At 64.6% G+C, this 26,495-nt stretch carries 22 protein-coding genes; 8 read left to right on the top strand and 14 right to left on the bottom strand.

Annotated features, from left to right (window positions below; genetic code table 11):
- Positions 1 to 142: 142 nt before the first annotated feature.
- Positions 143 to 2,719: a DUF2156 domain-containing protein gene (locus LQ144_RS11880; protein WP_230118906.1), complete on the bottom strand. Its 2,577-nt coding sequence runs from the start codon at positions 2,717 to 2,719 to the stop codon at positions 143 to 145.
- Between the two features lie 162 nt (positions 2,720 to 2,881).
- Positions 2,882 to 3,943, bottom strand: coding sequence for a TDT family transporter (locus tag LQ144_RS11875; RefSeq protein ID WP_230118905.1), 1,062 nt, complete (start codon positions 3,941 to 3,943; stop codon positions 2,882 to 2,884).
- Positions 3,944 to 4,112: 169 nt separating this feature from the next.
- Between LQ144_RS11875 and LQ144_RS11870 the strand changes: the two genes are divergently transcribed.
- Positions 4,113 to 4,616, top strand: coding sequence for a helix-turn-helix domain-containing protein (locus tag LQ144_RS11870; RefSeq protein WP_230118904.1), 504 nt, complete (start codon positions 4,113 to 4,115; stop codon positions 4,614 to 4,616).
- 61 nt (positions 4,617 to 4,677) lie between these two features.
- Here LQ144_RS11870 and LQ144_RS11865 read toward each other — a convergent pair whose 3' ends face one another.
- Positions 4,678 to 5,937, bottom strand: a complete 1,260-nt coding sequence (locus LQ144_RS11865; RefSeq protein ID WP_230118903.1) for a multicopper oxidase domain-containing protein — start codon at positions 5,935 to 5,937, stop codon at positions 4,678 to 4,680.
- A gap of 351 nt (positions 5,938 to 6,288) precedes the next feature.
- Here LQ144_RS11865 and LQ144_RS11860 point away from each other — a divergent pair, with 351 nt between their 5' ends.
- The 6 genes from LQ144_RS11860 to LQ144_RS11835 all read left to right on the top strand — a co-directional run bounded on the left by LQ144_RS11860 (position 6,289) and on the right by LQ144_RS11835 (position 13,406).
- Positions 6,289 to 7,992, top strand: coding sequence for a hypothetical protein (locus LQ144_RS11860; protein ID WP_230118902.1), 1,704 nt, complete (start codon positions 6,289 to 6,291; stop codon positions 7,990 to 7,992).
- Positions 7,993 to 8,384: 392 nt separating this feature from the next.
- A complete protein-coding gene (locus LQ144_RS11855; RefSeq protein WP_230118901.1) occupies positions 8,385 to 8,594 on the top strand; it encodes a hypothetical protein in 210 nt (69 codons plus the stop codon).
- Between the two features lie 158 nt (positions 8,595 to 8,752).
- A complete protein-coding gene (locus LQ144_RS11850) occupies positions 8,753 to 10,480 on the top strand; it encodes a multicopper oxidase domain-containing protein (protein WP_230118900.1) in 1,728 nt (575 codons plus the stop codon).
- Positions 10,481 to 10,615: 135 nt separating this feature from the next.
- Positions 10,616 to 11,485 (top strand): SGNH/GDSL hydrolase family protein, encoded by an 870-nt coding sequence (locus LQ144_RS11845; RefSeq protein WP_230118912.1) that lies wholly within the window; start codon positions 10,616 to 10,618, stop codon positions 11,483 to 11,485.
- 46 nt (positions 11,486 to 11,531) lie between these two features.
- Positions 11,532 to 12,377: an alpha/beta hydrolase gene (locus LQ144_RS11840; RefSeq protein ID WP_230118899.1), complete on the top strand. Its 846-nt coding sequence runs from the start codon at positions 11,532 to 11,534 to the stop codon at positions 12,375 to 12,377.
- Between the two features lie 123 nt (positions 12,378 to 12,500).
- Complete coding sequence (locus LQ144_RS11835) at positions 12,501 to 13,406, top strand: SGNH/GDSL hydrolase family protein (RefSeq protein ID WP_230118898.1); 906 nt, start codon at positions 12,501 to 12,503, stop codon at positions 13,404 to 13,406.
- Between the two features lie 37 nt (positions 13,407 to 13,443).
- Here the strand turns inward: LQ144_RS11835 and LQ144_RS11830 are convergent, their stop codons facing one another.
- From LQ144_RS11830 to LQ144_RS11780, 11 genes are all read right to left on the bottom strand, one after another.
- Positions 13,444 to 14,136, bottom strand: a complete 693-nt coding sequence (locus LQ144_RS11830) for a hypothetical protein (RefSeq protein WP_230118897.1) — start codon at positions 14,134 to 14,136, stop codon at positions 13,444 to 13,446.
- A gap of 202 nt (positions 14,137 to 14,338) precedes the next feature.
- A complete protein-coding gene (locus tag LQ144_RS11825) occupies positions 14,339 to 15,679 on the bottom strand; it encodes a NosD domain-containing protein (RefSeq protein ID WP_230118896.1) in 1,341 nt (446 codons plus the stop codon).
- 28 nt (positions 15,680 to 15,707) lie between these two features.
- Complete coding sequence (locus LQ144_RS11820; protein WP_230118895.1) at positions 15,708 to 17,243, bottom strand: glycoside hydrolase family 32 protein; 1,536 nt, start codon at positions 17,241 to 17,243, stop codon at positions 15,708 to 15,710.
- Positions 17,236 to 18,189 carry a carbohydrate kinase gene (locus LQ144_RS11815; protein ID WP_230118894.1) on the bottom strand — a complete coding sequence of 318 codons (954 nt, stop codon included), beginning with the start codon at positions 18,187 to 18,189 and terminating at the stop codon, positions 17,236 to 17,238. The genes LQ144_RS11820 and LQ144_RS11815 overlap by 8 nt, the downstream gene beginning before the upstream one ends.
- 49 nt (positions 18,190 to 18,238) lie before the next feature.
- The gene (locus LQ144_RS11810; RefSeq protein ID WP_230118893.1) at positions 18,239 to 19,333 is read right to left on the bottom strand and encodes a LacI family DNA-binding transcriptional regulator; all 1,095 of its coding nucleotides are present in this window, start codon (positions 19,331 to 19,333) and stop codon (positions 18,239 to 18,241) included.
- Positions 19,334 to 19,499: 166 nt separating this feature from the next.
- Positions 19,500 to 20,393: a carbohydrate ABC transporter permease gene (locus tag LQ144_RS11805; RefSeq protein WP_230118911.1), complete on the bottom strand. Its 894-nt coding sequence runs from the start codon at positions 20,391 to 20,393 to the stop codon at positions 19,500 to 19,502.
- Between the two features lie 164 nt (positions 20,394 to 20,557).
- The gene (locus tag LQ144_RS11800; protein WP_230118892.1) at positions 20,558 to 21,445 is read right to left on the bottom strand and encodes a sugar ABC transporter permease; all 888 of its coding nucleotides are present in this window, start codon (positions 21,443 to 21,445) and stop codon (positions 20,558 to 20,560) included.
- 64 nt (positions 21,446 to 21,509) lie between these two features.
- Entirely contained in the window at positions 21,510 to 22,790 is a 1,281-nt protein-coding gene (locus LQ144_RS11795) for an extracellular solute-binding protein (protein WP_230118891.1), read from the bottom strand.
- 567 nt (positions 22,791 to 23,357) lie between these two features.
- The gene (locus tag LQ144_RS11790) at positions 23,358 to 24,017 is read right to left on the bottom strand and encodes a cyclodeaminase/cyclohydrolase family protein (protein WP_230118890.1); all 660 of its coding nucleotides are present in this window, start codon (positions 24,015 to 24,017) and stop codon (positions 23,358 to 23,360) included.
- Between the two features lie 21 nt (positions 24,018 to 24,038).
- Positions 24,039 to 24,458 carry a response regulator gene (locus LQ144_RS11785; RefSeq protein WP_230118889.1) on the bottom strand — a complete coding sequence of 140 codons (420 nt, stop codon included), beginning with the start codon at positions 24,456 to 24,458 and terminating at the stop codon, positions 24,039 to 24,041.
- Positions 24,459 to 24,628: 170 nt separating this feature from the next.
- Complete coding sequence (locus LQ144_RS11780; RefSeq protein WP_230118888.1) at positions 24,629 to 25,549, bottom strand: NmrA family NAD(P)-binding protein; 921 nt, start codon at positions 25,547 to 25,549, stop codon at positions 24,629 to 24,631.
- A 130-nt stretch (positions 25,550 to 25,679) separates the two neighbouring features.
- On the opposite strand from LQ144_RS11780, the gene LQ144_RS11775 reads away from it, so the two are divergent.
- Entirely contained in the window at positions 25,680 to 26,492 is an 813-nt protein-coding gene (locus tag LQ144_RS11775) for an alpha/beta hydrolase (protein ID WP_230118887.1), read from the top strand.
- The last annotated feature ends 3 nt before the right edge of the window (positions 26,493 to 26,495 follow it).

The following is a 26,495-nucleotide window of genomic DNA, read 5'->3' as shown; positions in this document are numbered from 1 at the left end:
ACCGCGAAAAATGCATCCTTCTGATCCTGCGAGTACCACCCGGATCCTGATGAATCACCGCTTAAACGAACCACGGTCGTTGCAACTCCCAAAAGTCGGGGTGTTGCAACGACCGCTAGAACCCAAGCTTTCTCCGTGGGGCTTAAGTGTTCGTTCGGGCTCGGCGGCGGAGGAGCCCTCTCGCCAGGGTGAGGCCTTGGCCCACGTTGATCGAGGGGAGGTAGGCCCGGGTGACCGCATTGGCGATGGCAGGCAGTGCGGCCGCGTCGGGGAAGAGCATGTACATCGGGATGTAGCTCGGCTTGAACTTCGACTTGAACGCCAGCAGGGACCTGAATCCATAGACGGGCTCCAGGGATGCGCCCAGCCAGTCGAGAAGGCGGTCCAACGCCCCGGCGGTTTCCGGCGCCAGGTGCGGAAAACGCGGGTCATGGGGTGGCCGGGCCAGAGGCGCTCCGGAGAGGCTCATGAAGTCGTAGCCTTCGTCCTGGAAGCCCAGCGCCGCCGAGGCGATGAGGAAGTCGATGCTTGCACGGAAGCCGTCGCTGCGCCGGCGCATGAAATCCAGGGTCCAGCCGATCACGTGGCCGTTCCGGTAGACGGGCAGCCAAGACGCGACGGCATGGACCGTGTGATGGGCGTCGACGGCGATCAGGCAACGGACTTCGGGGTCGTCCAGCTCGTCCAGGCTGCCGAGGGTGAAGCCCATTTCCGGGACTTTCTTGTCGGCCACCCATTCCTCGGAGATGGCCTGGATCTGGCCCTGGACCGAGATCGGTGCGGCAGAGTAGGTGGTCCACTCGGCGCGGATGCCTGCCTTGGCCGCGTTGTTCATGGCCGTGCGGATGTCCTGGAACTTCTTGCCCCGGAAGGACACGGCATGGAGGTGCAGCACGGTCTCCTGAGCAACCTGCACGGATCCCCATCCCAGGGCGGAGGCGTGGCTGCGCATTTCCTGAGCCACGAAGTAGAAGCACGGCGTCCACCCGCTGAGCCGGCAGTGGCGGGTGAACTCGGCGAAGGAGGACTCCCGGTCAGGCTGGGGACCCACCGGGGCACCGAGCGCCAAGGCCACCCCGGCAATCACCCGGTAGGCGACGAAGCTGTCGCCGGAGGAGGAGAACCAGTAGCTGTTGCCGGCCCAGGTGGTCTGCCAGGACAGCGAGCCGCCACCGTGCGCCTTGAGAATGGCCCGGGCGCGGTCCTCGTCCGCACTGTGCTGACCGTGCGCCGGGCGGAGGAAAGTCCGCAGCAGCAGGACCCCGGCCACCGCCCAGAACACCACGCCCACGCCTTCGTAGAGCAGCACGGCCGCGGTGCTCTGGGGAAAGATCGCGGGGGACAGGTCCACCAGGAAGCCCAGCGGCAGGAACCGGTCCGGGACGTCCTTGACCAGTTCGGCCAGCCCGGGGGCGGGCGTAAAGCCGGACGCCAAAGCCAGGCCAGCGCCGACGTAGACCGCGCCAAGGAGGGCCGCGGTGACAAATAGGCGGCGGCCCAGCCGGCGGTACGTTCCGGGCGGGGCGGACACTAAGAAAAGCTTCCGGCCCGCCAGCAGGAGGACGGCGAGGAGCACGGGGACCAGCATGGGCAAGACGAGGCTGAGCGGGTGCAGGCCACCGGAGGTCCCAGCCGCGCGGATCCCTTCGCCGGCCGCGGTTTCCGGTACGTCCGGCAGCAGGACCCGTGCAACGGTAAACCCGGCCAGGACGGACAGGGTTGCCTGGATGAGCAGCACCGCGGCCCAGGCGAAGCGCCGTCCGCGCCGGAGCCCGTCCGCGAGCAGCAGCAGGAGGAAGGACGGAAGGATGGACATGAAGATTCCGCCCGCGCCGGCCCGCAGCTGCAGCTGGGCGGCGGCGCATTCCTTGACCTGCGCGGGCCCGGAACACAACACGGCAAGGGTCTGCGGGTCCACCGGCTGGATGTTCGTGAACAGGAAGCGCAGCACCGAGAGCGGACCCACGGCGTGCGGGGCCAGGCCGGCCACCACGGGGCCGATGGCTGCCACCGCAACCAGCAGTGCCACGAGGACGCGGGCTTCGTGCCGGGACACGGCAGGGCGGCCGAGCCGCGGCCGCCGCCCCAGCAGCAAGGGACCCAAAAGCGCACCGGCAAAGGCAGCCCCGAGCCGGACCAGGTCCTCGAGGCCGCCGGCGAAGAGGGCGAACAGCATCAGGGTGGCAATGATGACCACCCGGACGCGGCGCCGCCACAGCGTGGGAATGGCGGCGGTTGCGGCCATGGCAGCGCCGCAGGCCATGGCACTCGGCCCCATGAAGAAATGCCCGCCCATGTCCCGGGTCCAGTTCCCCATCAGGCCTTGGGCCGCGGCCAGGAATCCCAGCGCGGCGCCGACTCCCAAAACCTGGGCGGCGAGTGCCGCCGCCGCCAACTTCAGGCTGCCAAGCCGGCGCTCCAGGGGCAGGCCCACGAGCAGCACCAGGAGTGTGCCCAGCACGTACCCGGTGAGTTCGCGCTCCCAGAACGCGGACGCCAGCACCGCCCACCACGGACCAGCCAAGGAGTGGACGCTGGCCGCCACATGGGGCTGCAGGGCAGCAGAGGGTCCGGAGAGAAGACTGGAGGAGAAAGCGCCCAGGGCCCAGAAGACCACCACGAACCCGAGCGTGGTAGGGGCGCCGCGCAGTAAGGCGACCCATCCGCGCGGCGTCCGGAGGTCGAATGGCAGCCAAGGGCCCTTTTCCGGCTGCGGCATGGGTGGCGGGACTCCTTTTAGTGACGGCCCTTCGATTCTTCCACATGCCGTCACAGCGCACGGTGCCGGGGAGGCGTCCGCCGCTGCCCGCCGTCGTAACGCATTCCGATCAGGGCCGCGGAGCTCGGATTGGTGTTTCCGGGTACGTCGCGGATGGTCGGTCTAGACGAGGGTCGCAGCCTGGTTCCCGCGTTTTGCCGACTTTCCGGCTATGGCTGCCGCGGTGCTGCGGACCGCGATGGCCATGACGAATGCTGTTGCGAGGGCCAGGATGGTCCAGGCATAGATTTCCCGGCCAGGAAGGCTTGATGCCGCGAACCAGCGGACGGCGTAGTTTGCCGTGGTGGCGACGGGGAAAGTGAAGACCCAAAACAGGGGACTGAAGGGCAGCTTGCGGTAGTCGCCTATGAGCATTACCTGCATAAGAAGCATCATGACGAGCACTCCGGTGAGGCCCAGCTGCACGGCTCCCATGGGTCCTGGGTGTGAAACCATCCAGGCAACGCTGGCTGTGGCTGGCGCCGCAAGGTATGCCGACAGGCCGGTCTTGGCCGATGGCGGAAGCGCCTCTGCGGTCATCAGCCGGACCGTGACAACGGTCCCCACGACCAGCCAGAAGAACGCGCCGATGCCGAACGCGGCCAGGGCGGCGTCGTGGGCGTGCACGCTCGAAAACCCGATGCTTGCCACGAAGGATCCGGCCACTACCGGCAGGAAGTAGCCCGGATGGATGGATTGCATGGACACTCCGCCAGTGACCCAGTGGGCGAAGAGTTGGGCTGCGACGACCGCGAGGGCGGCTATGAAGGCAACACAAACCCACCTGCCCAGCCCGGGAAAATACTCGCTGTAGTGGGCTGATAGCAGGATCCCCAGCAGTGGAATGAATGACGCAAACGGGCCGGCTACCTGGTGCTTCAGATCGGTCCGGAAGGCTCCTTTGCGCCTGAGCCCGCGCAGTACGTAGATCGCGGTCAGGATGAGCCAGATGGTGCTGGCTGCTCCGTAGAGAATATCCTCCGGCCAGGACGGCGATCCGAGGCTGGTCCGGGCTGCCGACCATGCGGCGCCGAGGCCGGCAAGGCCCAGCGGTATGCCGAACAGGCTCAATGGCAGCATGCCCGAAGGGGCGGCGGGGGAAGGCACGGCAGCTGCAGGAGCGGCAGCCGAAGGGGCAGCCGATTCTGCCGGTACCGGCTCAGTCCTGATGTCGGTCACCGTCATGGCGTACTCCTCGAAGCTGGTTTCTTGGTGGATGGAAAGAGCGCTGTGCGGTGAACGGCAGAGGGTTGGTTTGTTCCGTTGCAAGGCGTAAGCTCACCGTACAAGCTTTCTTTAAGAAAGTAAATGAACTTGCTTTAGGAAAGTAAATTGGACTTTGGAAGGACTCCTGATGCCTCGCACGAGCTGGTCAGACGACAACTGCCCCATCGCCCGGGCCGCGGACGTGCTGGGGGATCCGTGGTCTCTGCTGGTGCTGCGGGAGGTGTTCATGGGCAACAACCGCTTCGACGGCATCAAGAAGGAGCTGAGAGTCGCTGATAACGTCCTCAGCGAACGGCTCCGGCGCCTGATCGATGCGGCCGTTCTGACGGCCGAGCCCTACAGCGCGGGAACCCGCCCCCGGAAGGAGTACCGCCTCACGGCGGCCGGGACGGACGCGCTGCCCGTCCTGCATGCGCTCACCGTGTGGGCCCAGAGGCACACTCAGTCGCCGAGTGGAAAATCGCTGCGCATTATCTGCACAACCTGCGGGACCGACTCCGTCTCCGGTGCCTGGTGCCAGACATGCGGTGCCGCAATCACGGTCGCCAACACCGCATGGGACCACCCGAAATCCCCCGGCAACTTCATCGAGCTGGCTAGTGCTGGCGCTCGCAGCCAGCACAACAACTGACGCTGGGCAAAAGAAGGCCCTCGTTCAGAAGTATCTGAACGAGGGCCTTCTGAAGAGGAGGCTAGTGCCCCGCGTGGGCGGCGGCGTCGGGCGCCGTCTGGGTGGTTCCGCCGACTGAGCCGTCCTCGTTGAGAACGCGGTAGCGGGTGAGCATGCCGGCGCTGATGTGGTCGTTGACGTGGCAGTGGAAGAGCCAGGTTCCCACGTCGTCCGGGACCATGTCAGCCACCACCATGCTGGCCGGCAGGAGGTTGACGACGTCGGTGCGCATGCCCAGCGCCGTCACCGTGTTGCCGTGCCAGTGCGGCGTGTGCAGGTCAACTTCGGTGCCCATGCCCATGAGGTACCAGCGGACGTGTTCGCCCTTGCGCATAGTCATCGACTCCAGCGGCTGGTTGCCGTAGACGTAGCCGTTGATCGAATGCATCAGGTTGCTCTCGCCGAAGTCCTCGTCGTCGGTTTTGACCGTGGCGGGCTTGCCGGCGTACTTGTCGATGTTCCGCTGCAGGTAGGGGCTGGAGTTCTCGTCGCTGACCTTGAACTGGAGGAAGAACTCGCGGTCCACGTCGTTCGGGGTTCCGTCGGCGCGGGCGGCGCTGGCCTTGGTGATGACCATGGGGCCCACCAGGCCGGAGTAGTCGTCCGCCACCTCGTCGGTGTGGGAGTGGTACATCCACATCACGGAGCTGCCGTCCATGGGCCCGGGGCCGGCGCGCTCGGGCACCTCGTAGCTGTAGCTGTAGGTGCTGCCGGGGGCCACGCCGTCGTCAACTTTGGCGGCCGCGCCGGTGCCGTCGTTGTACGGCGCGCCTTCGCTGCTCTTGTCGTAGAACACACCGTGGACGTGGACCGACGCCGGCCGGTCCAGGTTGTTTTTGAAGACCACCTTGATGGTGTCCCCCACGACGCCGCGGATCACCGGGCCCTGGAAGCCCAGGTGCTGTTCTGCCGGCGTGCGCTGCTTGAGGGTCTTGAACGATGAGTCGGTGTACTCCTGGTACAGCGACTTGATGTAGGTGCTGCCGATCCGCTGCGGCCCCTGCTTGGTGAACACCTGCGCGGCCTCGTCGAACGGCTCACCGGTGATCTGGTTCTTGCCGGTGGGCGCATAGTTCCATTGCACCTCGTCGGCTCCGATATAGTACGTGCGGGTCTGCGGCACGTAATTGCTGGCGGCGTTGGCTTTCACCGCTGCCGGCCCGGTGGCATAGAGCCCCGGCGCCACCACAGCCAGAATCGCCAGCAGGATGATTACAAGACCCCACCAGGGCGAGACGGACAAGAAGCCGCGCCCCCTCACAACAAATCCATGGTTGCCCATGTCGTTCCTCCCCGTGAACGTTGGATTTTTGGCTGGCCGGATGCGGCCCAGCCCGAATAGGAGCACGCTAGGTCCGCCCAGTTGTGAATACCTTGGGGGAGCCAAGGCGGGTGGGGCGGTCACCACCCGTGTGGGGCGTCTGCCGGAAATCCGCAGGGTTTTTACAAGGGGAGGTCCCGATAGTTGGCAGCAGCAACCACTTGGAAGCCTTTGCTCCCCGGCAAAAAGTCATAAGCCTCGCACGCTTACACGCAAGTCACCCACCCTCATGAGCGCAGAGATCCAGGAGTGAACTCCCTCTGCTTCCCACAGTCCTGAATATGGATACCGGCATCTCCGAGAGGACCAGCCATGAGGACCCTTCCAGTAAGTCCCCCAACGCTTCGTAAAGTCACCATCCTTGCCGCCGCGGCCGCCCTGGTTGCGACAGGTGGAGCGGGTGCTGCCCTGGCAAAGGGCGGCGGCACTGCCAAGCCGCCGAAGGGCATCGTTTCCCCCTGGGTGGTGCCGACCCTGGCCACGCCAGGATCGGCCGCCCAGGCCCGCGGCTTCGACGACACCGGCTTTGCCAGCAAAGCCACTGTCAACCCAGACAACACTTCGTGTCCCACTGTGACGGATCCGGCCTATTACGGCGGCACCGTGACCATCAACGGCATTCTCATCACCATTCCGTGCAACCTGGTGGTCCAGATGCCGGCCAACACGCTGACCTGGGCAGACTTCGTCCATGGTACGGGCGGCACTGCCCCGCTCGGCGTTGACGGCCTGGAGCTGCGGGCGGTTGGCAATATTGTGGGATCACGCCACATAGCAGGCCTGGCTTTCGTCTCCCAGCAGTCGGCAAACAGCGGCCGGGGTGAAATCACCGGCATCGACTACGCCAACGGTGCGCTGAAAGTGGCTGACGCCGCGGGCGGCACCGTGACTGTGCAGCTGAACGACCCCAAAATTCCTAACCTGAACGGCACCGCGGCGGGGACCGGCCGGTTCAGCAACGGCCAGTCGCCTGACTTCCGCTTCAGCGTTGATCAGGACAACCCCACCATCCACGCCGCCACGGGCTACCCCATGTGCATCCCGCGGACGGATCCCGCCGTCAAGGATGACCCCCTGTGCCCGCAGCGGAACCGGCCCCTGGCACCCACGCCGTCCAACATCCTTATCCCTGCCTGCCGAAACTTCAGCGTTGCCGGTGTTGTCCCGCCAGCCAGCGGAGAGCTCAGCCCTGCGGCCGCCGGCCAGAAGTACTGCTCGCAGTATGTGATGCCGGTGCCGGGCGTCAGCACCACCGCCCCGGATGCCAACCAGCAGGCTCCCTTCGAAATCGGTGACATGGTGGACTACTCCGGAACCCTCATCCACGGGACGCCGGACTACATCTCCGCGCACACGGTCGAGGCGAATCTCGGGATCTACACCCAGCCCGGCACCCAGCCCAGCTACCTGGCGATCGGCGAATTCGGCGTGGGTACCGCAGACCCCCTGGCCACCGCACCCAACGGTGTGGCACAGGAGACCCAGGACAGGATCTTCCTGGAATCCGAAACCACCGACGTCAAGACTCCGGTGGACATCTACTACGAGGACCGCAAATCCGACGGTTCGGTCTTCAACCGGTGGATCACGCCGTTTGAAATGACCGGAGAGAATGGAGTCCCGCTCACCGGACCGACCGGCGGCATCACGACGCAAAACACCGGCCCCCAGCCGCAGCGGGCCCGGCTCCGTGCCACCAAGGCGCCCACCGGCCTCCTTAGCCAGCCGGACCGGACTGTCCGCGTCGGCGTGCGCACCTTGTGCATGCCCACACCCGTCAACACCACCACAACCACCATCAACCAGGCTTCCCTGGATAGCTGCTTCAAGAACGCCCCCACTAAGGCCAACGGGCTTCAGCCCGGGCAGTACATCGCCCCGGTCTTCGAGTACATCTTCCCGGAGAACGTGAAGCCGGGAGACGTGATCGTGCCGAACGACCTGTACCACCTGCCGTTCCTGGTCAGCGGTGAAGGCGCCAACAATGCCGGCGCTCTGGAGCCCTCCCCGTGGTAGGGGGCTAGGCAGACGGCGGCAGTGCGGTCTGAGTGAACGCGCACCCCAGCCTGTGGCGGGGACTCGCTTCGGCGGTCCTCGCCACGGGCGTGCTCGCCGGCTGCACCCAGGCACCTTTGGTGCCGACGGGCCTGCCGGCCCCTTCAGCTGGAAGTACACCGGCAGGAAGTACTGCGGCAGGAAGTACGACGGCGGCCGGGTCACCGAGCGCTTCGGCCGGGACAGCTGCTGTAGGGCCTAGCCTGCCTCCGTCGGGGGCGAACGCCCGCGGCCGCCACGGCGGCGGGGGAGCCGACGGCGCGGCCGGTCCAGACCGTTCCGCGCCCTCACTGCCCGCCGACTGGCCGGCGGCAGTTCACTTGCCACCCGGTCAGCTCCAGGGATCAACGGGCGTGTCACCCCACTGGAGCGTCATGCTGCTGGTCCCTGGCGGCGCTGACGCGGCTCTCGCCGGTGCCGTCGGGTTCTACGAGGCCAACGGGTTCAAGAGCGAAGGCGTCGCCCAGCTGCACCGCGGAACCTACCGGATCGTCATGGTGGCCATGAACCGCGACCACTCTGCCACGGACACCAACGTCACGATCGCCCTCAACCTGGGGTGAATGCACGAAGAGTGCCCCACCTCGACCTTGCAGCGGGGTGACCCAATCTGGGGGAATGTTGCTGCCGGCAACGGTGAACCTTCCAAGTTTTTCCACACCCGCGTGTCGCATGCTGGTTCGCGAAACGACACTCGCATCCCAAATCTTTGGAGGACCTCATGGCAACAACACGACGGGACGTGCTGAAGCTGAGCATCATGGGCGGCGCTGTTGCCCTCACCGGGACCAACGGGGGCGCCGCCCTCGCCGGTGTGCCGGCAAAGGGCGGCACAGACGCCGCAACCACGCCCATCAGCACGCCGAGCCGGCTCGCGGCGAAGAACATGCCGATTCCCTTCGCCCAGGCGTTCCGCCGGCCGCCGGAGCTGATCCCCTATGAGCAGGGCTGGGATCCGGACGGCCAGCCGTTCGAAAAGTACTGCCTCACCCAGAAGACGGGGACAGCCCAGATCGCCCGGGGCCTGAACACCACCCTTGCCGGCTACAACGGAGTCTTCCCGGGCCCGTCCATCCGGGTCGAGCAGGGCACCCGCACCGAACTGCGGATCAGCAACCGGCTTTCCACGAAGGGCCTCCTGTATCCCGATCCGTCCAACACGGTCACGCACCTGCACGGCTCGGCTTCGCTGCCGCAGTACGACGGCTACGCCAATGACCGCACCGCCCCCGGCAAGGTAAAGAACTACCACTACCCCAACTGGCAGGCAGCCCGGACGCTCTGGTACCACGACCACAACCACATGCTCACCGCCCAGGGCGTGTACTCCGGACTGGCCGCGTACTACTCCATCACCAACGAGCAGGAGCGGGAGCAGCTGCCGCAGGGCGAGTTCGACGTGCCGATCCTGGTCTCTGACGTGATGCTGAACGCGGACGGTTCCCTCGGCTACAACGACAACGGCCATGCCGGGCTGTGGGGCGACATCGTGATGGTCAACGGCGTGCCGTGGCCCACCATGAAGGTCAAGCCCCAGATTTACCGGTTCCGGTTCCTGGTGGGCTCGATTACCCGGTCCTACCGGTTCGCCCTGTCCAATAATGCTCCTTTCTACGTGGTGGGCACCGACGCCGGGATGACGCCGAAGGTCCAGGCGGTCTCATCCTGGCGGCAGGGCACTGCCGAACGGGTCGAGGTGCTGATCGACTTCCGGAAGTACAAGGCCGGGCAGACCGTGGAGCTCAAGAACCTGAGCAACAAGAACAACGTGAACTTCGCCAACACCGGCAAGGTCATGAAGTTCCAGGTGGTGGAGGATTCGCCGTCGCTGATGCCCGGGTCCCATTCCATCGGTTCGATCCCTTCCAGCCTGGACCCGGGCGAGCATCCCACCAAGGACAGCGGAGGCCTGGACCCGATGTCGCTGACCCCCGATATGGCCGTGGCCAAGAGGATCCTGCGGGTTCAGCGCCAGGGCGGGGAGTGGACCATCAACGGCGAGACCTGGGATGACGTGGAGAGGTCCAACTTCACCCGCTGCTTCGCCAACCCGCAGCGCATGCAGGTGGAGCAGTGGACCATCGTCAATGAATCAGGCGGTTGGTTCCACCCGGTCCACATCCACCTGATCGACGGCAAGATCATCGGCCGGAACACGAACGGCGGCAAGCCGTTCGCCTGGGAGGGCGGTCCGAAGGACGTGTTCTACGCGGGGGAGAACGAGTCCGTCACGGTCCTGATGCAGTTCGACACGGGCAAGCACGAGGGCGGCCGCTACATGGTCCATTGCCACAACCTGGTGCACGAGGACCACGACATGATGGTCCAGTTCGCCGTGGGCGATCTCAAGAACAACGATCCCATCAATGCCGACATGCCCGTCGGAGAGACAGAGGTCGAGGGGCACTACGCGTCGAACTACAAGGCCGCCTACCCGGCGGGCACCTGACACTAGACACAGGACACAGCCATGCACCGTCCTTTCAAGAAGTACGACGCCGGTTCGGTCACCTCCCAAGGTGACGGGGCCGGCGTCGTCCGTCCTTCCCTGACGGAAGCGGGCGTCGGGGCGGGACCTGCGGGGATGAACGCCGCCGGCTTCGGCCTTGAGACGCGCGGTTCCGTTGAGGGGATCACGGCCCAGCACCCGTGGAGCAGGTTCGTGGCCATGGGGGATTCGTTCACCGAAGGGGTGGGGGATCCGGAGCCGCGCAGCCCGGGCGGACTGCGGGGCTGGGCGGACCGCGTGGCGGAAGAGCTGAGCGTGGGTCACGACGATTTCGCGTACGCCAATCTGGCGGTTCGTGGCCTGCTGCTGGAGCAGATCCTGGACCAGCAGACGGAGCCCGCCCTGGCCCTGAAACCGGACTTGATCGCCGTGTCAGGCGGCGGGAACGACCTCGTCTTCCACGGCAGCGATCCTGACAAGCTGGCCGCCAAACTGGATGCCGGCGTGGAGCTGCTGAGTACCACGGGAGCCACGATCGTGCTGTTCACGGGGCCGGACTGGGGTGGGACCCCGGTAATAGGACACAACCGGGCCAAGGTGGCCATCCTCAACGAGAACATCCGGACCATCGCCCACCGGCACGATGCTGTGATCGCTGACCTGTGGGCATTGCGGGAGCTGACCGACGCCCGGATGTGGGACCCGGACCGGCTGCATTTCTCCCCGCTGGGCTACCACACCATCGCCATGATGGTGCTGGACACGCTGAACGTCGCGCACACGCTGCATCCCCTGCGGCCCAAGATCCTGCCGGACAGCAGCTGGCGCCACGCCCGGGCCGAGGACCTCGTCTGGGCACGGAAATACCTGTTCCCCTGGGTGCTGCGGCGCATCATGCACGAGACGGAGGAACAGCTGCGGGCGAAGCGGCCTCTGGCGGGCCCGGTTTTTGGTGCGGGGATGCCGCCGGGAACGTTCATCGGGACGAACCCACAGGACCACTGATACGGAGGCGTCCAATTCCTTGCCTCTACCGCCCTTCAATGCCAGTGTGAAATTTGTCAGAATCCTCATCGACCCCCACAGTCGGCTGCAGACGTCCGGCACCGAAGAACAGGAACTGCAAATGATCGAACACCAGACCTCGGCCGACGGCACGAAGATCGCCTTCGAGCGGACAGGTGAAGGACCAGCCCTGATCATCATCGGTGGCGCATTGAACAGCCGACGTTCGGCCGACATGCTCGTGCCCCTGCTGGCACCGCACTTCACCGTCTACGCGTATGACCGGCGGGGACGGGGCGACAGCACGGACACGCCGCCCTACAGTTCGGACCGAGAAATAGAGGACCTGACGGCTCTCATCGATGCCGCGGGCGGATCGGCCTACACCTATGGCCACTCTTCGGGTGCCATCCTGGCGCTTGAAGCTGCGGCCACCGGGGCACCCATTTCCAAACTGGCTGCCTATGAGCCGCCGTATCTGACCACGCAGGCCCCTCACGAACCTTGGGAAGCCTTCCGGGACCGGGTCCAGGCGGCGGTGGATGCGGGAGACCGCGGAGCCGCCGTCGAACTGTTTATCCGCCACACCGGTTCTGACTTCGACGAAGGAATGACGAGCATGCCGTGGTGGCCTGCCCTCCTCGGCGTTGCGCACACCTTGCCCTATGACCTCACGCTCACGAGGGACGGCAGCGTCCCTGCCGACAAGCTGTCGGCCATTCAGATCCCTACGCTGGGGATCTACGGGGGTGCGAGCCCGTCCTGGGCGGGGGCCGCCATCAACGCCGTCGCCGCAGCCGTTCCCGGAATGAAGCAGGAAAAGCTGGATGGCCAGAACCACGCCGTCGCGAACGAGGCTGTTGCCCCTGTGCTGATCAACTTCTTCAGTTAGACTCCAGCCCGCCTTCTGCAAATTTCCCCGGTCTTTTGGAATGCATCAGGAAACGAAAGCGTTACTTCAGTAACGCCCCGACGTGCTGGGGAGCCTGCGGGCGGCGAGGGAGAGGATAAGGCGATGGACGCCGTCGGCCGCTTTGAACTCAGCTCGGGCCGCAATGGAGCAGCCCCGCACCCGTGGAGCCGGTATGTGGCTTTGGGGGACTCGTTCACGGAGGGGATCGGTGATCCCGAAGAGCGCAGCCCGGGCGGTTGGCGCGGCTGGGCTGACCGTGTGGCGGAGGAACTGAGCGTTGACCATGAGGATTTTGCCTACGCGAACTTGGCCGTGCGCGGTTTGCTGCTGCAGGAAATCCTGGACCGGCAGCTGGCGCAGGCGCTGAGGCTGAAGCCGGATCTGATCACCCTGTCGGCCGGCGGAAATGACATGGTGTTCCACAGGAGCAATCCGGACAAGCTCGCTGCCAGGCTGGACGCGGGCGTCGAGCTGCTGAAGACCACCGGAGCCACCATTGTGCTCTTCACCGGGCCGGACTGGTGGCACACTCCCGTGCTGAGCCGGAACAGGGCCAAGGTAGCGATCTTCAACGAGAATATCCACGCGATCGCCGCCCGGCACGACTGCGTGGTGGCTGATCTGTGGGCTCTGCGGGAGCTCCGGGATCCCCTGATGTGGGATCCCGACCGGCTGCACTTCTCGCCGCTGGGGTACCACACCATTGCCATCATGGTGTTGAATTCCCTGAACGTAGCCCATTCGCTTCAGCCCCTGGAGCCCCGGGAGCTGCCGGAAAGGAGCTGGCGGGAGGCAGGAGCCGGCGACCTGGTCTGGGCCAGGACCTACTTCCTGCCGTGGGTCGTGCGGCAAATCCGGCACCAGACGGCGGAAGAGCTGCGGGCGAAGCGGCCGCAGGCTGCGCCGGTGTTCCGTGCCGGAATCCAGTCGCAGCTGCACCGGATACCGCCGGCAAGCCTCGCCACCGGCACGGAGCCCGGCTACCAGGCCCGGCTGAAGCAGGCGTAAGTCTCTGGGCGGGAGCATCGTCGTTTGTAGGGCGCTGCTAGTTGATCAGGGCCACCGCGTGCGCGATCACGAGGGCCAGCAGCACAAAGCCGCCGGCTGCCTCGAGGACCATGAATATTTTGGCCCGCGGGGACAGCGGCATGGTATCCGTGGGGCTGAAGGCCATGGAGTTGGACGCCGAGAAGTACAGGTAGTCCACGAAGGAGGCCACCCAGCCCGTCTTCACGGACGACCTGGTAGCCACCTCCTCGACGGCGTCGTGGTCTTCGTCCTGCGGAAAGCGGAAGTCGGCGGGCGGGAGGTCTTTGCGGTCGGCGTGCCGGCGGGAGACGGGCCCGCCGCGGTCCAGCTCCCAGTAGACCAGGGCGAACCCAATGATGTTGGTGACCCAGACCTGAAGCGCCGCGAGCAGGAGGGTGGGTCCGTCCTGTTTCCCGGAGGAGGTCAGCAGGATGATCAGCTGGACCAGCGCCACCTCGTTGGCGGCCACCAGCAACAGGGCCTGGCCGGTGGCGAGGTACTTGGACCAGCGGGTTTGCCGCCGAAGCCGGGCCGGGTTGAGCGCGATCAAGGGAATGAGCATCAGCAGCCCGACGGCCACCACCGCGTACCGGAGCGCCGGAAGGAAGCTGCTGGGCAGTGTGGCGTAGAGACCCAGTGCCAGGAGCAGTGCGATGACGGCGGGCCAGCGGTGTTCGGCCCTGGCGTCAGGTTTCTTGTCGAAAGACATCTGATGAGTCTAGGGACCCGGAGTGTCGGCCCGCGGTTGCGGCGCAGTCGTGTCCACCTCGAACAAGCGCGAGGTCGTGGACGGTACCCGCAGGCCGAAGACATTCTCTCCTCATATTTCCTCGCCGCTACCCTGGGAGGCCGTGGCCACAGACTCCCGCGGGCCTGAGCGGGTTACTGGGCCACAAGTGCATGTGCCGCCCTTAGAAACCGACCGTGGGAGTGGCCCTAAAGGCGTTGACAGCCCTGTCTGCGATAACTTGGGCGTCACTTCCGGAATCAAGGATCGTATTGCGAGCTGATTCGGAATCGACCATGACGGCCGTAACGGCGAGGACTTCCGAAGCCTCGGTCGTCAACAGAGCATCCACCTGAGCCGAGAAGCAGGAGTCACTTGACTTGGAGTGAACGTCCATCGCCACGACGTGGTTGTTGGAGACGAAGTTGCCAACCCCCGCCATCAGCCGGATGATGACAGGCGTCGCACCTGCCGGCCGGATGCTCTGTGAGTCGATGATCTGGGAGAAGTGATTGCCGACAACAGAGTTGTTGCTGCCGCTGACACAAAGAAGTCCGTTGAGGTCGTTCAGTCCGTTGTCGACTCCCAGGAAGGGCGTCCAGGGCTCATGGTCACGCAAGAAGTGATTCGTGGCCACGAGGTTTTCCGAACTATTCGCTGCGAGAATCAGCATCCCGGGGTAGAACGAATGCAAACGGTTGTTGGTGACGCTTGAACGCGTGACGCCGTCGAGATGGACGCTGCTCGCACCACGGGGGAAGACGTTGTTCGCGGTTATCAGGAGCCCGCCATGGTTCTCGGCGTAGATCGAGTGACCCTTGAAGCCTGCTCCGACCAAGTTGTCGGTGATCTTTGATGCCTGTCCCCACCCGCGCAGCTCGATGCAGCTTCCGCATTCAGCGATGAAGTTGTCGTGAATGGAAAGCGCGTCCGCGTTGTAGATAGTGAGTGCGTTCTCGAGGTAGACGAACCCCATGCCGTTTACGCGGAATGAGTCATTGGCGTTCGCGACATAGATACCGGTCTTGCCGTTGACGTACGTGTTCTCCGGATGCATCCCCGAGCCATCCGAGTTGAAGTGCAACCCGTCGATGCAGAAGTTGGAGAACTCGACCGAGCTGATCCGCGGGCTCCCGCTTCGCTCAACGTAGAAGGCGGCTCCCTTGGATTCCTCCCCGTCTCCGCCGAGGGGAATGTCGACGATAATGCGGCTCCCTCCGGGCCACAGCTCATGCAAGTCGGGCCATTCGTCTTCGGGAACGTTGAACCGGATGCTCGACGACGTAAAGCCGTGTCCCGAGCCATGGATCCTGAGGAAGCTGACGTCGATGACCACCTGCGTACGAAGGTGGTAGTCCCCGGGCGGAATGTAGATCACCGCGCCTGGCTTTCCTCCGTTGTTCGCATCGCTGACGGTCTGCCGGTCCTTGATGTCAGCGATGATGCTGTTGATCACTTCACCGACGTCCTCGGACGGATTGCCGACGGGCCACGTAGTCACGTCGTAGTAGTTGTTGCTTGACATAGGTTCTTCCCTTTGTGTTGTGGTTTCTCTAGGACAAGGCCGTAACGGCCAGTTTCCGCACAATGGCCGTGCCGCCCTCCACGCACACTTCGGTGCCCAGGTTCCCGGACACGGGGAACACCAGATCGCTTAAGACAACCCTGCCGCCTTGGGCGAAAACCTCCACCGAGCAGTGGTCGACGATTACACGGAGCCTTAGCACGCCGCCGTCGAGCTTCACCGGCGCCGACTCAGCCGACGCGAACTTTCCGTGGAAGGCGGTGTTTCCGGAGTTGCGGCGATCCAGGGTTAGCCGGCTCGTAACGGCATCGAAGCTGAGAACCGTTGCGGCGGTCCCGCCCGATGCGCCGAGAAGCCTGAAAGCAACGGTCCGTGCCGTGCCGGGCAGGATCTCGGCCTCGATCAGCTGGGCTGATCCGGGCGTCGCGTCGGGCAGTTGCAACAGGGAGTCGTGAAGTTCCACGTCCTGGATGGTGCGGGCCGGCTCCCCACAGTCCAACGGCAGCACCGGGCGCTGCACCAGGCGCGGCAAACCGTCCACCGTCGCGAGCTCGACCTCGCGGGCGAGCGACATCTCGGAGCGCCACGGAGACGTGGGCAAGGAGTTTGCATAGTCCCAGTTGTTCATCCAGCCGATCATGATGCGGCGGTTCTCCGGGGCATTGCTGAAGGAGACGGCGGCGTAGTAGTCACGTCCCCAGTCGAGCCACAGGCAGTGTCTGAGATCCGTGGTCCCGTCGGCATCCGCTGGAACGAGCGAATCAAAGTCGGCGGTGAACTGCACCCCATCGAAGTCGCCGACGAAGTACTGCCCTCCCGAGCCGCCGGCCACGGCACCCGGGTTGATATTGACCACCAGGACCCACTTGACGCTGTCCGGGTCTCCGTCGACGGGGAGCGGGAACAGGTCGGGGCATTCCCATTCGCCTCCTGTGGCGTTTGCAGGGCCGAAGGTGCTCAGGTATTCCCAGTCCTTGAGGTTGGCCGAGCGGTACAGCACAACCTGCTGGTGCTGGGCCTCCACCGCCACCATGACCCAGCAGGAACCGGCCGGTCCCTCGTAGCTGAACACCTTGGGGTCCCGGAAATGGGCCGAACCGCGGCCAAGCACCGGGTTGCCTGCGTATTTGCTCCACGTCATGCCGGCGTCCGTGGAGAACGCGAGAGACTGGGCTTGCGTCCCTTGGTGCACTGAGCCTTCCTTGAAGGCGCTCGTGTAGATGGCCACCAAGGCCGGATCTTCCACTGTGCCGAATCCCGACGTATTGTCGTGGTCCACCACGATGCTGCCGGAAAAGACGTCTTCTTCCTCGTCGCAGGCGATGGCAACCGGATGTTCTGTCCAGTGCAGAAGGTCGGTTGAGGTGGCGTGCCCCCAGGACATGTTGCCCCAGACGTTGTCGAAGGGGTTGTTTTGGTAGAACAGATGGTAGACGCCCCGGTGCCACACGAGTCCGTTGGGGTCGTTCAGCCAAGTGTTCTTGGCTGTGTAGTGAAGTATCGGCCGGATATTAAGGGCGGTGTCTTCGGCGGGGCCGGCAGGGTGCGTTGTTGTTTCAGTCATCGGAGTTCTTTCGGGACGTTTGGGCCAGTTCCAGAGAGTCGATCAGTTCTGCCCGCGTCGGCGGGTTCGCCCCGTGCCGTCCGACAGTTACTGCCGCAGCCAGCGAGGCGGCTGTTCCCAGGCGGGTGAGCTTGCCGTAGTCGAAACAGTCCTCGGGGTCCTCTATGAGGCCCGCGATAAGCGAGGACATGTAGGAGTCGCCTGCGCCGACAGTATCTTTGACGACCACTGGCGGTGCCGGCACTTCGATCTCGGCGGCATTCGAACGCAGATAGGAGCCGGAGGCGCCATCAGTGATGATTGCCAGTTCTGTCCCGAGATCAAGCAGCCGCCGCGCGACATCGTGAGGGGACGTGCCGGGGTAGAGCCACCGGGTATCGTCCGTACTGAGCTTCACCATGGTGGCCAGGGCAACTGTGTGTTCGAAGGTCCTGAGTGCTTCAGTGTGGCTGTGGAGCAGTGTCGGGCGGATGTTGGGGTCGTATGTGATCAAACAGCGGCCGGAGAACAGTTCCAGCAAGGACCGGACTTGGGTTGCTCCGGGTTCCATGAAGGAGGCCAGTGACCCCGTATGCAGCACCTTGGGGAGGAAAGCAGGGCTGATTTGGGGGAGGTTCCATTCGAAGTCGAATTCGTACTCCACGGAACCGGTGCTGTCCAGAAGCGCCCTGGCGGTCGATGTGCGGTTGAGGTGTTCGGCTCCCGGAAGCAGGCGCACTCCCGCGGTGTCCAGGTGGCGGCGGATGTTCCTGCCGCGTTCATCCCTGCCCAGTGCGGTGAGAAATGCGGTGCTGACGCCTAGCCGGCCGAGTCCGAACGCGACGTTCATCCCCGATCCGCCTGGAAACTCGACGGGCCCTGCGGCGGTGTCAATGATGTCGATTATGGCCTCGCCGACGACGACGACATCCGTTTCAGGGCGTGGGGGAACTGGGGTGCTGTTCATTTGAGGTCCTTGGAGGGTTGGGCGCGTCCTTTACTGGACGCGCTCGAGGTCAGGTGTTGGCGTGTGTAGGCGAGTCCCGTGTCGCTCTACTGGAAGGGTCCTCATGTTTTGGGGCGGCGACGGAATCGCGAAGGACCAAGGGACATGGCAAAACGGTCGGGTGAGCCGCAAACAGCTGCAGGTCAGCTTTTCCCTCGATGGCGTCGATCAGGTTTTCGGTTGCCCACGCGCCCATTTCGTAGTGGGGGAGCGCGACTGTTGTCAGCGCAGGGTAGAGGTTTTCGGCGATGAGTTGCTGGTTATCAAAACCGACGAAGGAAACATCCTCCGGGATCTTCAGGCCCAGTTCCGCCGCCGCCCGGTAGGCGCCCATGGCCATCCGGTCGTTGTAGCAGAAGACCGCCGTGGGCCGGCTTTGGGGTTTCAGGAGGCGCAGAGCCGCCTGGTAGCCCCCGGGCACCTCGGAATGCTCGGACTGGACCAGTTCTTGGTGGAACGGCAGCCCGGCATCTGCCAGCGTGTCCTTGAAGGCCTTGAGCCGGGAGTGGGTTGCCGGCACGTCGTCGGTGTTGTTGAGCATGCCGATCCGGGTGTGCCCGGCGTCGATCAGGGTTCGCACGGCCGACCTTGCACCGCCCAGTTCGTCGGGGATGACGGAGGAAACAGTTTGGCTGATGTCTTCGGAGTCCACCAGGACTGCTGGCAGTGCGGCCAGGTTCTTGGGGACTTCCAGCTTCCGGTGATACATCGTGGCGTACAGGATGCCGTCCACCTGCCTGTCCAGCAGATCGGCGACATCGCTTTCCCTGGAGTCTTGGGAGCTGGTGCTGGTGGAGTTGATGATCATGATGTTGTAGCCGCGGGCCCGCGCCGTTTCCTCGGCTCCGAGGATGATCCTGCCTGCGTGGGGGGTGGTGGCGATTTCCTCGCTGATGAACCCGATCATCCCGGAGCGTTGGGTGCGCAGGGCCTGGGCGAGCCGGTTGGGCCCGTAACCCAGCCGTTGGGCCGCTTCGTGGACGCGTTCCCTCGTTCCCGCGCCCACCCGGGCGTAGGCAACGTCATTGAGGACGTGGGAGACGGTCGTGACAGAGACCCCGGCTGCGGCCGCCACGTCCTTGATGCCGACTGATCTGTTGGTCATTGCTCTCCCACGTCCTCATGGTGTTGGTGCTGATTCTACGTGCGGCTTCTTCGTCCCTGAGCCCGTGCTCCGGCCAGCGGCGCGGAAGCCTGTCCTCAACGCGTGGCAGTTCGGCATGGTCCGCGTGCTTTCCGGTCTGGTACTAGTGCCTTTCCAGTTGGGTTTTTCAGCCCTTGACGGCGCCGAGCGTCATGCCTGCGACGATCTTGCGCTGCAAGAGAAGCGTGAGGAGGATGACCGGGATGGAGTACACGGCGGCCAGCGCCGTCATGGATCCCCAGTCCAGGCCGAACTGGGTCTGGAAGTTTGCGATGACCACCGGGGTGGTCTGGGACCGGATGGCGGTCATGAGGAGGGCGAAGAGGAACTCGTTCCAGGAGGCGAGGAAGGCGAAGATCGCGGTGACCGCGATGCCACCTGACACCACCGGGATCACGACCCGCCACAGGGCCCCGAGCCTGCTGCACCCATCCACCGTCGCGGCCTCTTCAAGGTCATTGGGAACGGCTTCGAAGAAGCTGGACATGAGCCAGATGGACAGTGGCAGCGAGATCGTCGTGTGGGCGATGGAGAGAGCGATAGGGGTATCGGCCAGCCCCGCGGAGGCCATCATGGAAGCCAAGGGGATGCCGATGGCCACCGGCGGCACCATGCGGGTTACAAGTGCTGCCATGATGAACACCCGCCCGCTCGGTGTTTTGTAGCGGGTGATGCCGTACGCGGCCGGAATGGCCAGGGCGAGGGACAGGACCGTGCTGATGACGGCCGTCTGCACGCTGTTGATGAACGAGGCCAGAACTCCGTTGCGGCCCAGGGCGTTGGCGTAGTTCTCCAGCGTCCATTCCTTGGGAAGGATCGTGGGCGGCACCGCGATGGTGTCGATCGGCGTCTTGAAGGAAGTGAACAGCAGGTAGAGGAATGGGAACCCGTAGAGGACCATCGCGGCTGCAAGGACGATCCACAGCAGGATGCGGGTACTGCGTTTGCCGGCTTCCAGGCCTTCGGCGTGGTGATTCCTGCGTCGGGGACGGCCCGTGCCCGAGGCTGCCGGAGTAAGCAACACCGGCTCGGCCGGGAGGGCTCTGGTGGGGGCAGCGCCGGCAGTGGCACCGGACGACTTGGTGCCGGTGGCCAGGATGGCAGAGACGACGCCTGAGTGCCGGGGGCGGGAGGCTGCCGCCTCAGCGGCAAAGCGGTCGTTGATGGGGGTTTCGGCGGTGCTCATCAGTTGTCCTTCCCTGGGCGCCAGATGGTAGCGACGGCGAAGAACGCGACGCCCAGCATGGCCAGCAGGTAGATGGTGCCCATGGCGCTGGCCAGTCCCGGATCGCCGAAGCGGATCATGGTGCGGTAGATCAGCAGGCTCATGGTTTCGGATGCGGACTGCGGGCCGCCGTTGGTCTGGATAAGGATGGTGTCAAAGGCCCTGGCTGCGTCGATGCCGCGCACAACCAATGCCACTGCGATGACGGGGCGCAGGAGCGGCAGGATGATGCTGAACAGGAGGGTGGGGGCCTTGGCGCCGTCGAGCCGGGCCGCCTCGATAAGGTCGCCGGGGATATTCTGGAGGCCGGCGAAGAGGACGAGGCACATGAAGGAGGTGGTAAGCCAGATGTCCGGGACGGCTACCGAGAAGAGGACGATTCCTGGGTCTGACAGCCAGCCGATCTGGTTGGGGTTCTGCAGGATTCCCGCCTGGTGCAGGAGTGTGCCGATGAGCCCGAAGTTGTCGATCATCAGAAATTTCCACAACAGGCCGGCGACGATGGGCGCGATCATCAGCGGGTAGAGGAATACCGTCCGCCAAACCTCGGATTTGCGGCCAAGGGCCGTGAACAGAAGGGCCATTCCAAGCCCAAGGGCGAACTCGAGGGCGACCACCACGAAGGTGTAGGCCAGGGTGCGCCAGCCGGCGCCCACGAATGCTTCGGAGGCGAAGGCACGGACATAGTTGTCCAAGCCGACGAAGTCGCGGGGGCCCCCGGCGATCGGGGAGATCTTGAAGAGGCTGTCTGCCACTAGGCGGAACAGCGGGTAGGCCACAAATACTGCCAGGAACAGGGCCGCCGGCGCCATAAGGTACAGGGCGAAGCGGCGATCGGAGATACGCACGGTTTTCTCTTCCGATGGTTGGGGCCGCGGCCGGCACTTGTGTTCGAGCGCCGGCCGCGGAATCTTACTTGAGGAGGTCCTGGATCTGCTTTTTCGCTGCGGCCAGGAGAGTGGCGGAGTCGCCTCCGGCTACGGCTTTCTGCAGCATGGGAACCAAGGCGGTGTCCACGATCTGCTGCCATTTGGCCGTGGCGGGACGCGTGGCCGTTGCCTGGCCCTTGAGGGTCTCGATGAGTGGCTTGAAGCTCTCGTAGCCGGCCTTGTCCTGGTACTTCTCGAAGGCCGAGATGCGGGAGGCCAGGCCGAGGCTGGATTCGATGCCCAGGTCGTTGTGGTCATAGGCGCACTTGATGAATTTCTTGGCAGCGTCGCTGTTCTTGGTTGCCTTGGGCACGGAGAGGTACCAAGGGCCTGGAACACCGGCAACGCCGGCGGAGCCGCCGATCATGGGAGCGGCGCCGACCTTGCCCGCGACCGGGGAATCCTTGGGGATCTGGCGGTAGGCGTGGGCCCAGAACCGGGTCATCGCGGTCTTGCCCTGGTTGAACAGGTTCTGCGCTGCTGCCCAGTCGACCTGAGCGGCGCCGGGAGGGGCGGACTTGACCAGGCTGGTATAGAAGTCGAGCGCGTCCTTGTGCGCGGCGTTGTCGATCACGACGTTGTTGTTCTCATCGAGGACCATCGGGGAACCGGCCTGGAGGACGTGGGCCAGCCATTCGGTTTCGACACCGCCCTTCACGTCAGTGCCGTACATGCCGTCCTTCGTGAAGAATTCGGAGATGTCCTGGTATTGCTTCCACGTGGTCGGAGCGGCGAGGTCGTAACCGTACTTGGCCTTGAAGTCGGCCTTGTTCTTGGCATCGTCGAACAGGTCCTTGCGGTACAGGATGATTTCCGCGTTGGTCCAGGCCGGCATGCCGATAAAGTGCCCGTCCACGTTCGCTTCCTTCACGAGCGCGGGGAAGATGTCCTTTTTCGCCTCGTCGGTGAAGAGCTCGTCAATGGGCTGGACCGCGTCCTTGAAGCTGGGAAGCCAGACGGAGTCGAGCGCGGCGACGTCGAAGGAGACGTTGCCGGAGGAGAACTCGCTTGAGAGCCTGTTGAACATGCCGTCATAAGGCAGTTCGACGAAGTTGGCGCTAACGCCTGTATCTTTCTTGCACTGTTCGGCGACGCCTGTCAGTTCGGCGTGGCCGCCGGCCTCGACGAGGACGTTGACGGTGCTCGTGGCGCTACCCGACGTCGCTGCCGGGCCCCCCGCGCCGCAGGCGGTTGCTGCCAGAAGCACCGCGGTGGACAGGCCGCCAATGGCGGTGATCCGGGAAATCGTGGTTCGAGAGGACATCGCTGTCGACTCCCTTTCTTTTGAACGGAATCTACGGTTGGGGTGGTGGCTTGGAAACTTCAAGTCTCAGTGAAAAACCGTTTTGCCAAATCGACTTGGCATCAGATTAGGGCCCGCGGCGGATGCGTGTCAAGCATCACATTTGAAATCTTGTGGACCCTTGACGAGGCTATGGAAGCCGCCATACAGTAAGCCACAACTGACGACAAATCGTTTTGGCACATTTTGGCAAAACGCCGCATGTTGTGCGCCCCGCAGACCATCCTTCGCGTTCGTGCCTCTCCCAAGCTTTCGCACGCTCAGTCGGGGAACCTCGGGTCCTCTCGTCACCAATTCCAAGAGACACATGAAACCCACCCCGGAGATAAGCCGCCGGAGTGTCCTACGCGCCTTCACGGTGTCCGCAGCAGTGGCAGGCACCGCCTTGTCACGGAGAACCTGATGGGTTCCAACCACTTCCTGCGGCGTGTCGCCGGGGCCAACAACTGCGTGATCGGAAACCACTTCAGCTACGACGTCGTCCGGCTCTGTCACGCCGTCGGGCCAGACGCCCGGGCGTGCGCCGCGTCAGACGGCGTCGGTGGGAGCGGCCCTGTGGTCTATCTCGGCGGTCAGCCCGTCTATCCGATCGAGCGCGGCGTTGAGGTGCTCGACGGTCTCCCACAGGGCCGGGTGCTGTTCCCGAACCTCCTCGAGGGTGGAGCCCGCGGAGGTGAGCGCCGCGAGATCGAAACTCACGTTTGTGCGCGCCCCTGTCACCGCTGCCCTCAGGGCACCGAACGCGACGACGATATCGGCGATAAGCGCCGGGTTACCGTTGGAAGCAAGCCACCCCAGATCTCCGATGGCATCGATGGCTCGCTTGCCGAGCACGGCAGATGCCTTGGCGGCGACGACGGATGCCCGGTGTATGGCGTCCTCGCGTTCCGGCCCCAGTTCCAGCCGAAACGCGGCGCCGAAAGCTTTAGAGGCTGACGCGTCGTCATCGGCCAGTCGAAGGGCGACTTCCCGGAGTGAGCGCGCCCGCGCGTGAACATTGGCGAGTTCCCCGCGCTGGTGCTCCTCAGCTTCCGTATATCCGGCCACCATCGATGTCAGTGACGCGGCGATGGCAAGCATCAATCCCGCCCCGGCCCCGCCGCCCGGCGAACCGGCGGATTCCGCCAATGCGCGCGTCCAATCCTCAACCGTCGAACGCTGAGTTGTCACTGCTTCAGAATCAGCCATGACACCAAGTGTGCCCCTAACCTAGGCCGGTGATCCCGTGGCGGTGTCTTCGGCTCGCGACGGCGGGGCATCGTGGTGCTCTGGTGGGCAGAGCCGCTGTACCAGTTCTCTGAGCATGTGAGGGCGGAAGGGTTTGGCGAGGTACGCGTCTGCGCCGGCAGCCATGCCGTCGATCTCATCACCAGGTTCTGCCCACGCGGTGATCATGAGGATCGGTGCCTTCGAGAGTGTCCGCAGGCCACGCGCCGCGTCCAGGCCGCTGAGGTCCGGAAGGCCCAGATCCAGCGTGATGAGGGCTAGGTCCAGTGTTCCGGCTGCCCGGAGTCCTGCCGTGCCGGTGGTTTCGGCGTGAACGACGAACCCCATTCCGGTAAGGATCATGCAGAGCAGGTCACGGATGTCCTGGTCGTCTTCGATAACAAGGCAATGGCGTGAAGTCATGTGGTCCCCCCGACCAATTCTGAACCTACTCTATCGGCCTACGCCAGGGAGTCCCGGTGGACTTACGCGCGCCGGGGACCAGCGGGTGAAGGTGCAGTCCGGTTCAGGATCGGCGTGACTGCTTGAACCAGGACTACCAGGACCCTTGGCCCAGCGCGCCTCGGGTCCGGTCAACTCTGCTGACGGTGCTGCTCCAGGACGTCCCGGGCGGTCGTCCATCTCCGGCTGCCGTACCGGTCGTTGTTGATGTGACGCAGATTCGCGTCACCGCTGAACATGCTGGCGAAGTACTGCATGCCCTGCCACGGCGGGAACGGCTCGGTAGAGGCCGGCATGAGGGCTCTGACTGCCCGGCTCATAGTAGTCAGGGAACCAAAACTGCCCGCGTAGAGGAGCCGGAATTGTGTGCCGGTCAGGTCGGTCATCGTCGATGCCAAGGTCCTTGCCGTGACCTGGTCCCCGGCGATCTGGAGGACACGGGGCGCCCGCTCGTCGAGGGCGGCGGCGGCAGTGTAGGTGGCCGTGTCGTCCTTGGTAGTGAAATCGAGCACCTGGTCGGGGTCGGACCAAAAGAGCACACGGTGCAGGGAGAGCAGGATCATTGGTGCCTGCCCGGAGAGCATGTCGGTGAAGGCGCCGCTAAGGATGGATGTGGCCCGGATTTCGGTCGCGTCCAGTTCCCGTGCGAAGTCTCTGCGGAGCTGTAAGTTCCGGTTGCTTCGAGGCCGGATACCACGGTAATCGATGGAGAAGTCGGAAGGGATGAAGCGACGCGAACCCACCGCGGCCGCCGCCTCCAGCAAGCGCGACTGGGAACCAAGGATTGCGCTGTCGAGACCGTTGATCGCAGAGACCACGCAGTCAACATCCGTGCAGGCCCTTCGGAGCCCGTCCGGATCGTCGTAATCCGCCTGAATCACCTCGGCGCCCACGGCGCGTAGCTCGGCAATCCGCGCCGTGCTGGTCTCTTGTCGTGTCAGGACGCGAACGGTGGCGCCAAGGTCGACCAGATTCCGCAGGATCCGCCCGCCGAGATCGCCGGTGGCACCGGCAAGAAGGACGGTGCCCGGAGGGCGTGTCGTCGCGGTCATGGTTCGCACCTCAAGTGATGTCTGGTGAAAGGCGATAGTCGGCTAAAGACTACCAACGGCGGGGCGGAAGCGGTTTCCCGGTCTGACCCAACGACGCCCTTTAGCGAAGGGCCCGGATTAAGCTGACTTTGTGGAGTACAAAGCACGTGAAATACCAGTCCATTATGTCGAGCACGGTGACGGGGTTCCGGTCCTGATGCTGCATGGTGCGGGCGTGGATCACCGGGAGATGGTCGGTGCCATGGAGCCGATATTTGGCGGGCTATCCAATTTTCGGCGCATTTACCCGGACCTGCCGGGCATGGGGCAGACGCCGGCGTCGGTCACGCTCAATAGCGCCGAGGACGTTCTGGACCTCTTGCTCGCGTTCGTCGACGGTGTGGTCGGTGCCGGGCAGTTCCGGCTCATGGGCCATTCCGCAGGCGCGTACTATGCCCGAGCCATCGCCGGCAGGCGCCCGGAGCAGGTGGCAGGGCTCGCGCTGATCTGTCCGCTGGGCGAGAACGTGAGGGATTTGCCTGCGCACCAGGTCTTGAACGCCTCGGTGGATCCGGGCCGGACGCTCGGCCCGGCCGAGGAGAGTGTGTTCCGCGACTACTTCGTCGTGCAGACGCAGGCCACGCTGGAGCGATACAAGGAGTACGTGGTCCCCGCCCTTGGTTTGGTCGACGAAGCCGGCCTCGAGCGGATCGGCCAACATTGGCGGCTCAGCACCAGTCCTGAGGAGGGCCCACCGTACCCCTGCCCCGTCCTTATAGTCGCCGGGCGCCAGGACTCCACGGTGGGATACGCCAGCCAATGGGATCTGCTCGAGCACTATCCGCGGGCCACATTCGCCGTGCTCGACCGCGCCGGCCATGCGTTGCCGCACGAACAGCCCGGCCTCATCAAGGCGCTGACCACGGAGTGGCTCGACCGCGTACGCGAACACCACTCCCGGTAGGGA

This window comes from Arthrobacter sp. Bi83 (assembly GCF_918698095.1).
Taxonomy (GTDB): domain Bacteria; phylum Actinomycetota; class Actinomycetes; order Actinomycetales; family Micrococcaceae; genus Arthrobacter.
The sequence above is the reverse complement of the archived record's forward strand: the minus strand, read 5'-3'. Positions and strand labels throughout refer to the sequence as shown.

Coding starts and splice junctions, on each gene's coding strand:
- LQ144_RS11860 (WP_230118902.1), top strand. CDS start 6,289: ATGAGGACCCTTCCAGTAAGTCCCCCAACGCTTCGTAAAGTCACCATC.
- LQ144_RS11835 (WP_230118898.1), top strand. CDS start 12,501: ATGGACGCCGTCGGCCGCTTTGAACTCAGCTCGGGCCGCAATGGAGCA.
- LQ144_RS11825 (WP_230118896.1), bottom strand. CDS start 15,679: ATGTCAAGCAACAACTACTACGACGTGACTACGTGGCCCGTCGGCAAT.
- LQ144_RS11880 (WP_230118906.1), bottom strand. CDS start 2,719: ATGCCGCAGCCGGAAAAGGGCCCTTGGCTGCCATTCGACCTCCGGACG.
- LQ144_RS11820 (WP_230118895.1), bottom strand. CDS start 17,243: ATGACTGAAACAACAACGCACCCTGCCGGCCCCGCCGAAGACACCGCC.
- LQ144_RS11780 (WP_230118888.1), bottom strand. CDS start 25,549: ATGACCGCGACGACACGCCCTCCGGGCACCGTCCTTCTTGCCGGTGCC.
- LQ144_RS11795 (WP_230118891.1), bottom strand. CDS start 22,790: ATGTCCTCTCGAACCACGATTTCCCGGATCACCGCCATTGGCGGCCTG.
- LQ144_RS11865 (WP_230118903.1), bottom strand. CDS start 5,937: ATGGGCAACCATGGATTTGTTGTGAGGGGGCGCGGCTTCTTGTCCGTC.
- LQ144_RS11870 (WP_230118904.1), top strand. CDS start 4,113: ATGCCTCGCACGAGCTGGTCAGACGACAACTGCCCCATCGCCCGGGCC.
- LQ144_RS11875 (WP_230118905.1), bottom strand. CDS start 3,943: ATGACGGTGACCGACATCAGGACTGAGCCGGTACCGGCAGAATCGGCT.
- LQ144_RS11810 (WP_230118893.1), bottom strand. CDS start 19,333: ATGACCAACAGATCAGTCGGCATCAAGGACGTGGCGGCCGCAGCCGGG.
- LQ144_RS11850 (WP_230118900.1), top strand. CDS start 8,753: ATGGCAACAACACGACGGGACGTGCTGAAGCTGAGCATCATGGGCGGC.
- LQ144_RS11790 (WP_230118890.1), bottom strand. CDS start 24,017: ATGGCTGATTCTGAAGCAGTGACAACTCAGCGTTCGACGGTTGAGGAT.
- LQ144_RS11830 (WP_230118897.1), bottom strand. CDS start 14,136: ATGTCTTTCGACAAGAAACCTGACGCCAGGGCCGAACACCGCTGGCCC.
- LQ144_RS11845 (WP_230118912.1), top strand. CDS start 10,616: ATGAACGCCGCCGGCTTCGGCCTTGAGACGCGCGGTTCCGTTGAGGGG.
- LQ144_RS11815 (WP_230118894.1), bottom strand. CDS start 18,189: ATGAACAGCACCCCAGTTCCCCCACGCCCTGAAACGGATGTCGTCGTC.
- LQ144_RS11785 (WP_230118889.1), bottom strand. CDS start 24,458: ATGACTTCACGCCATTGCCTTGTTATCGAAGACGACCAGGACATCCGT.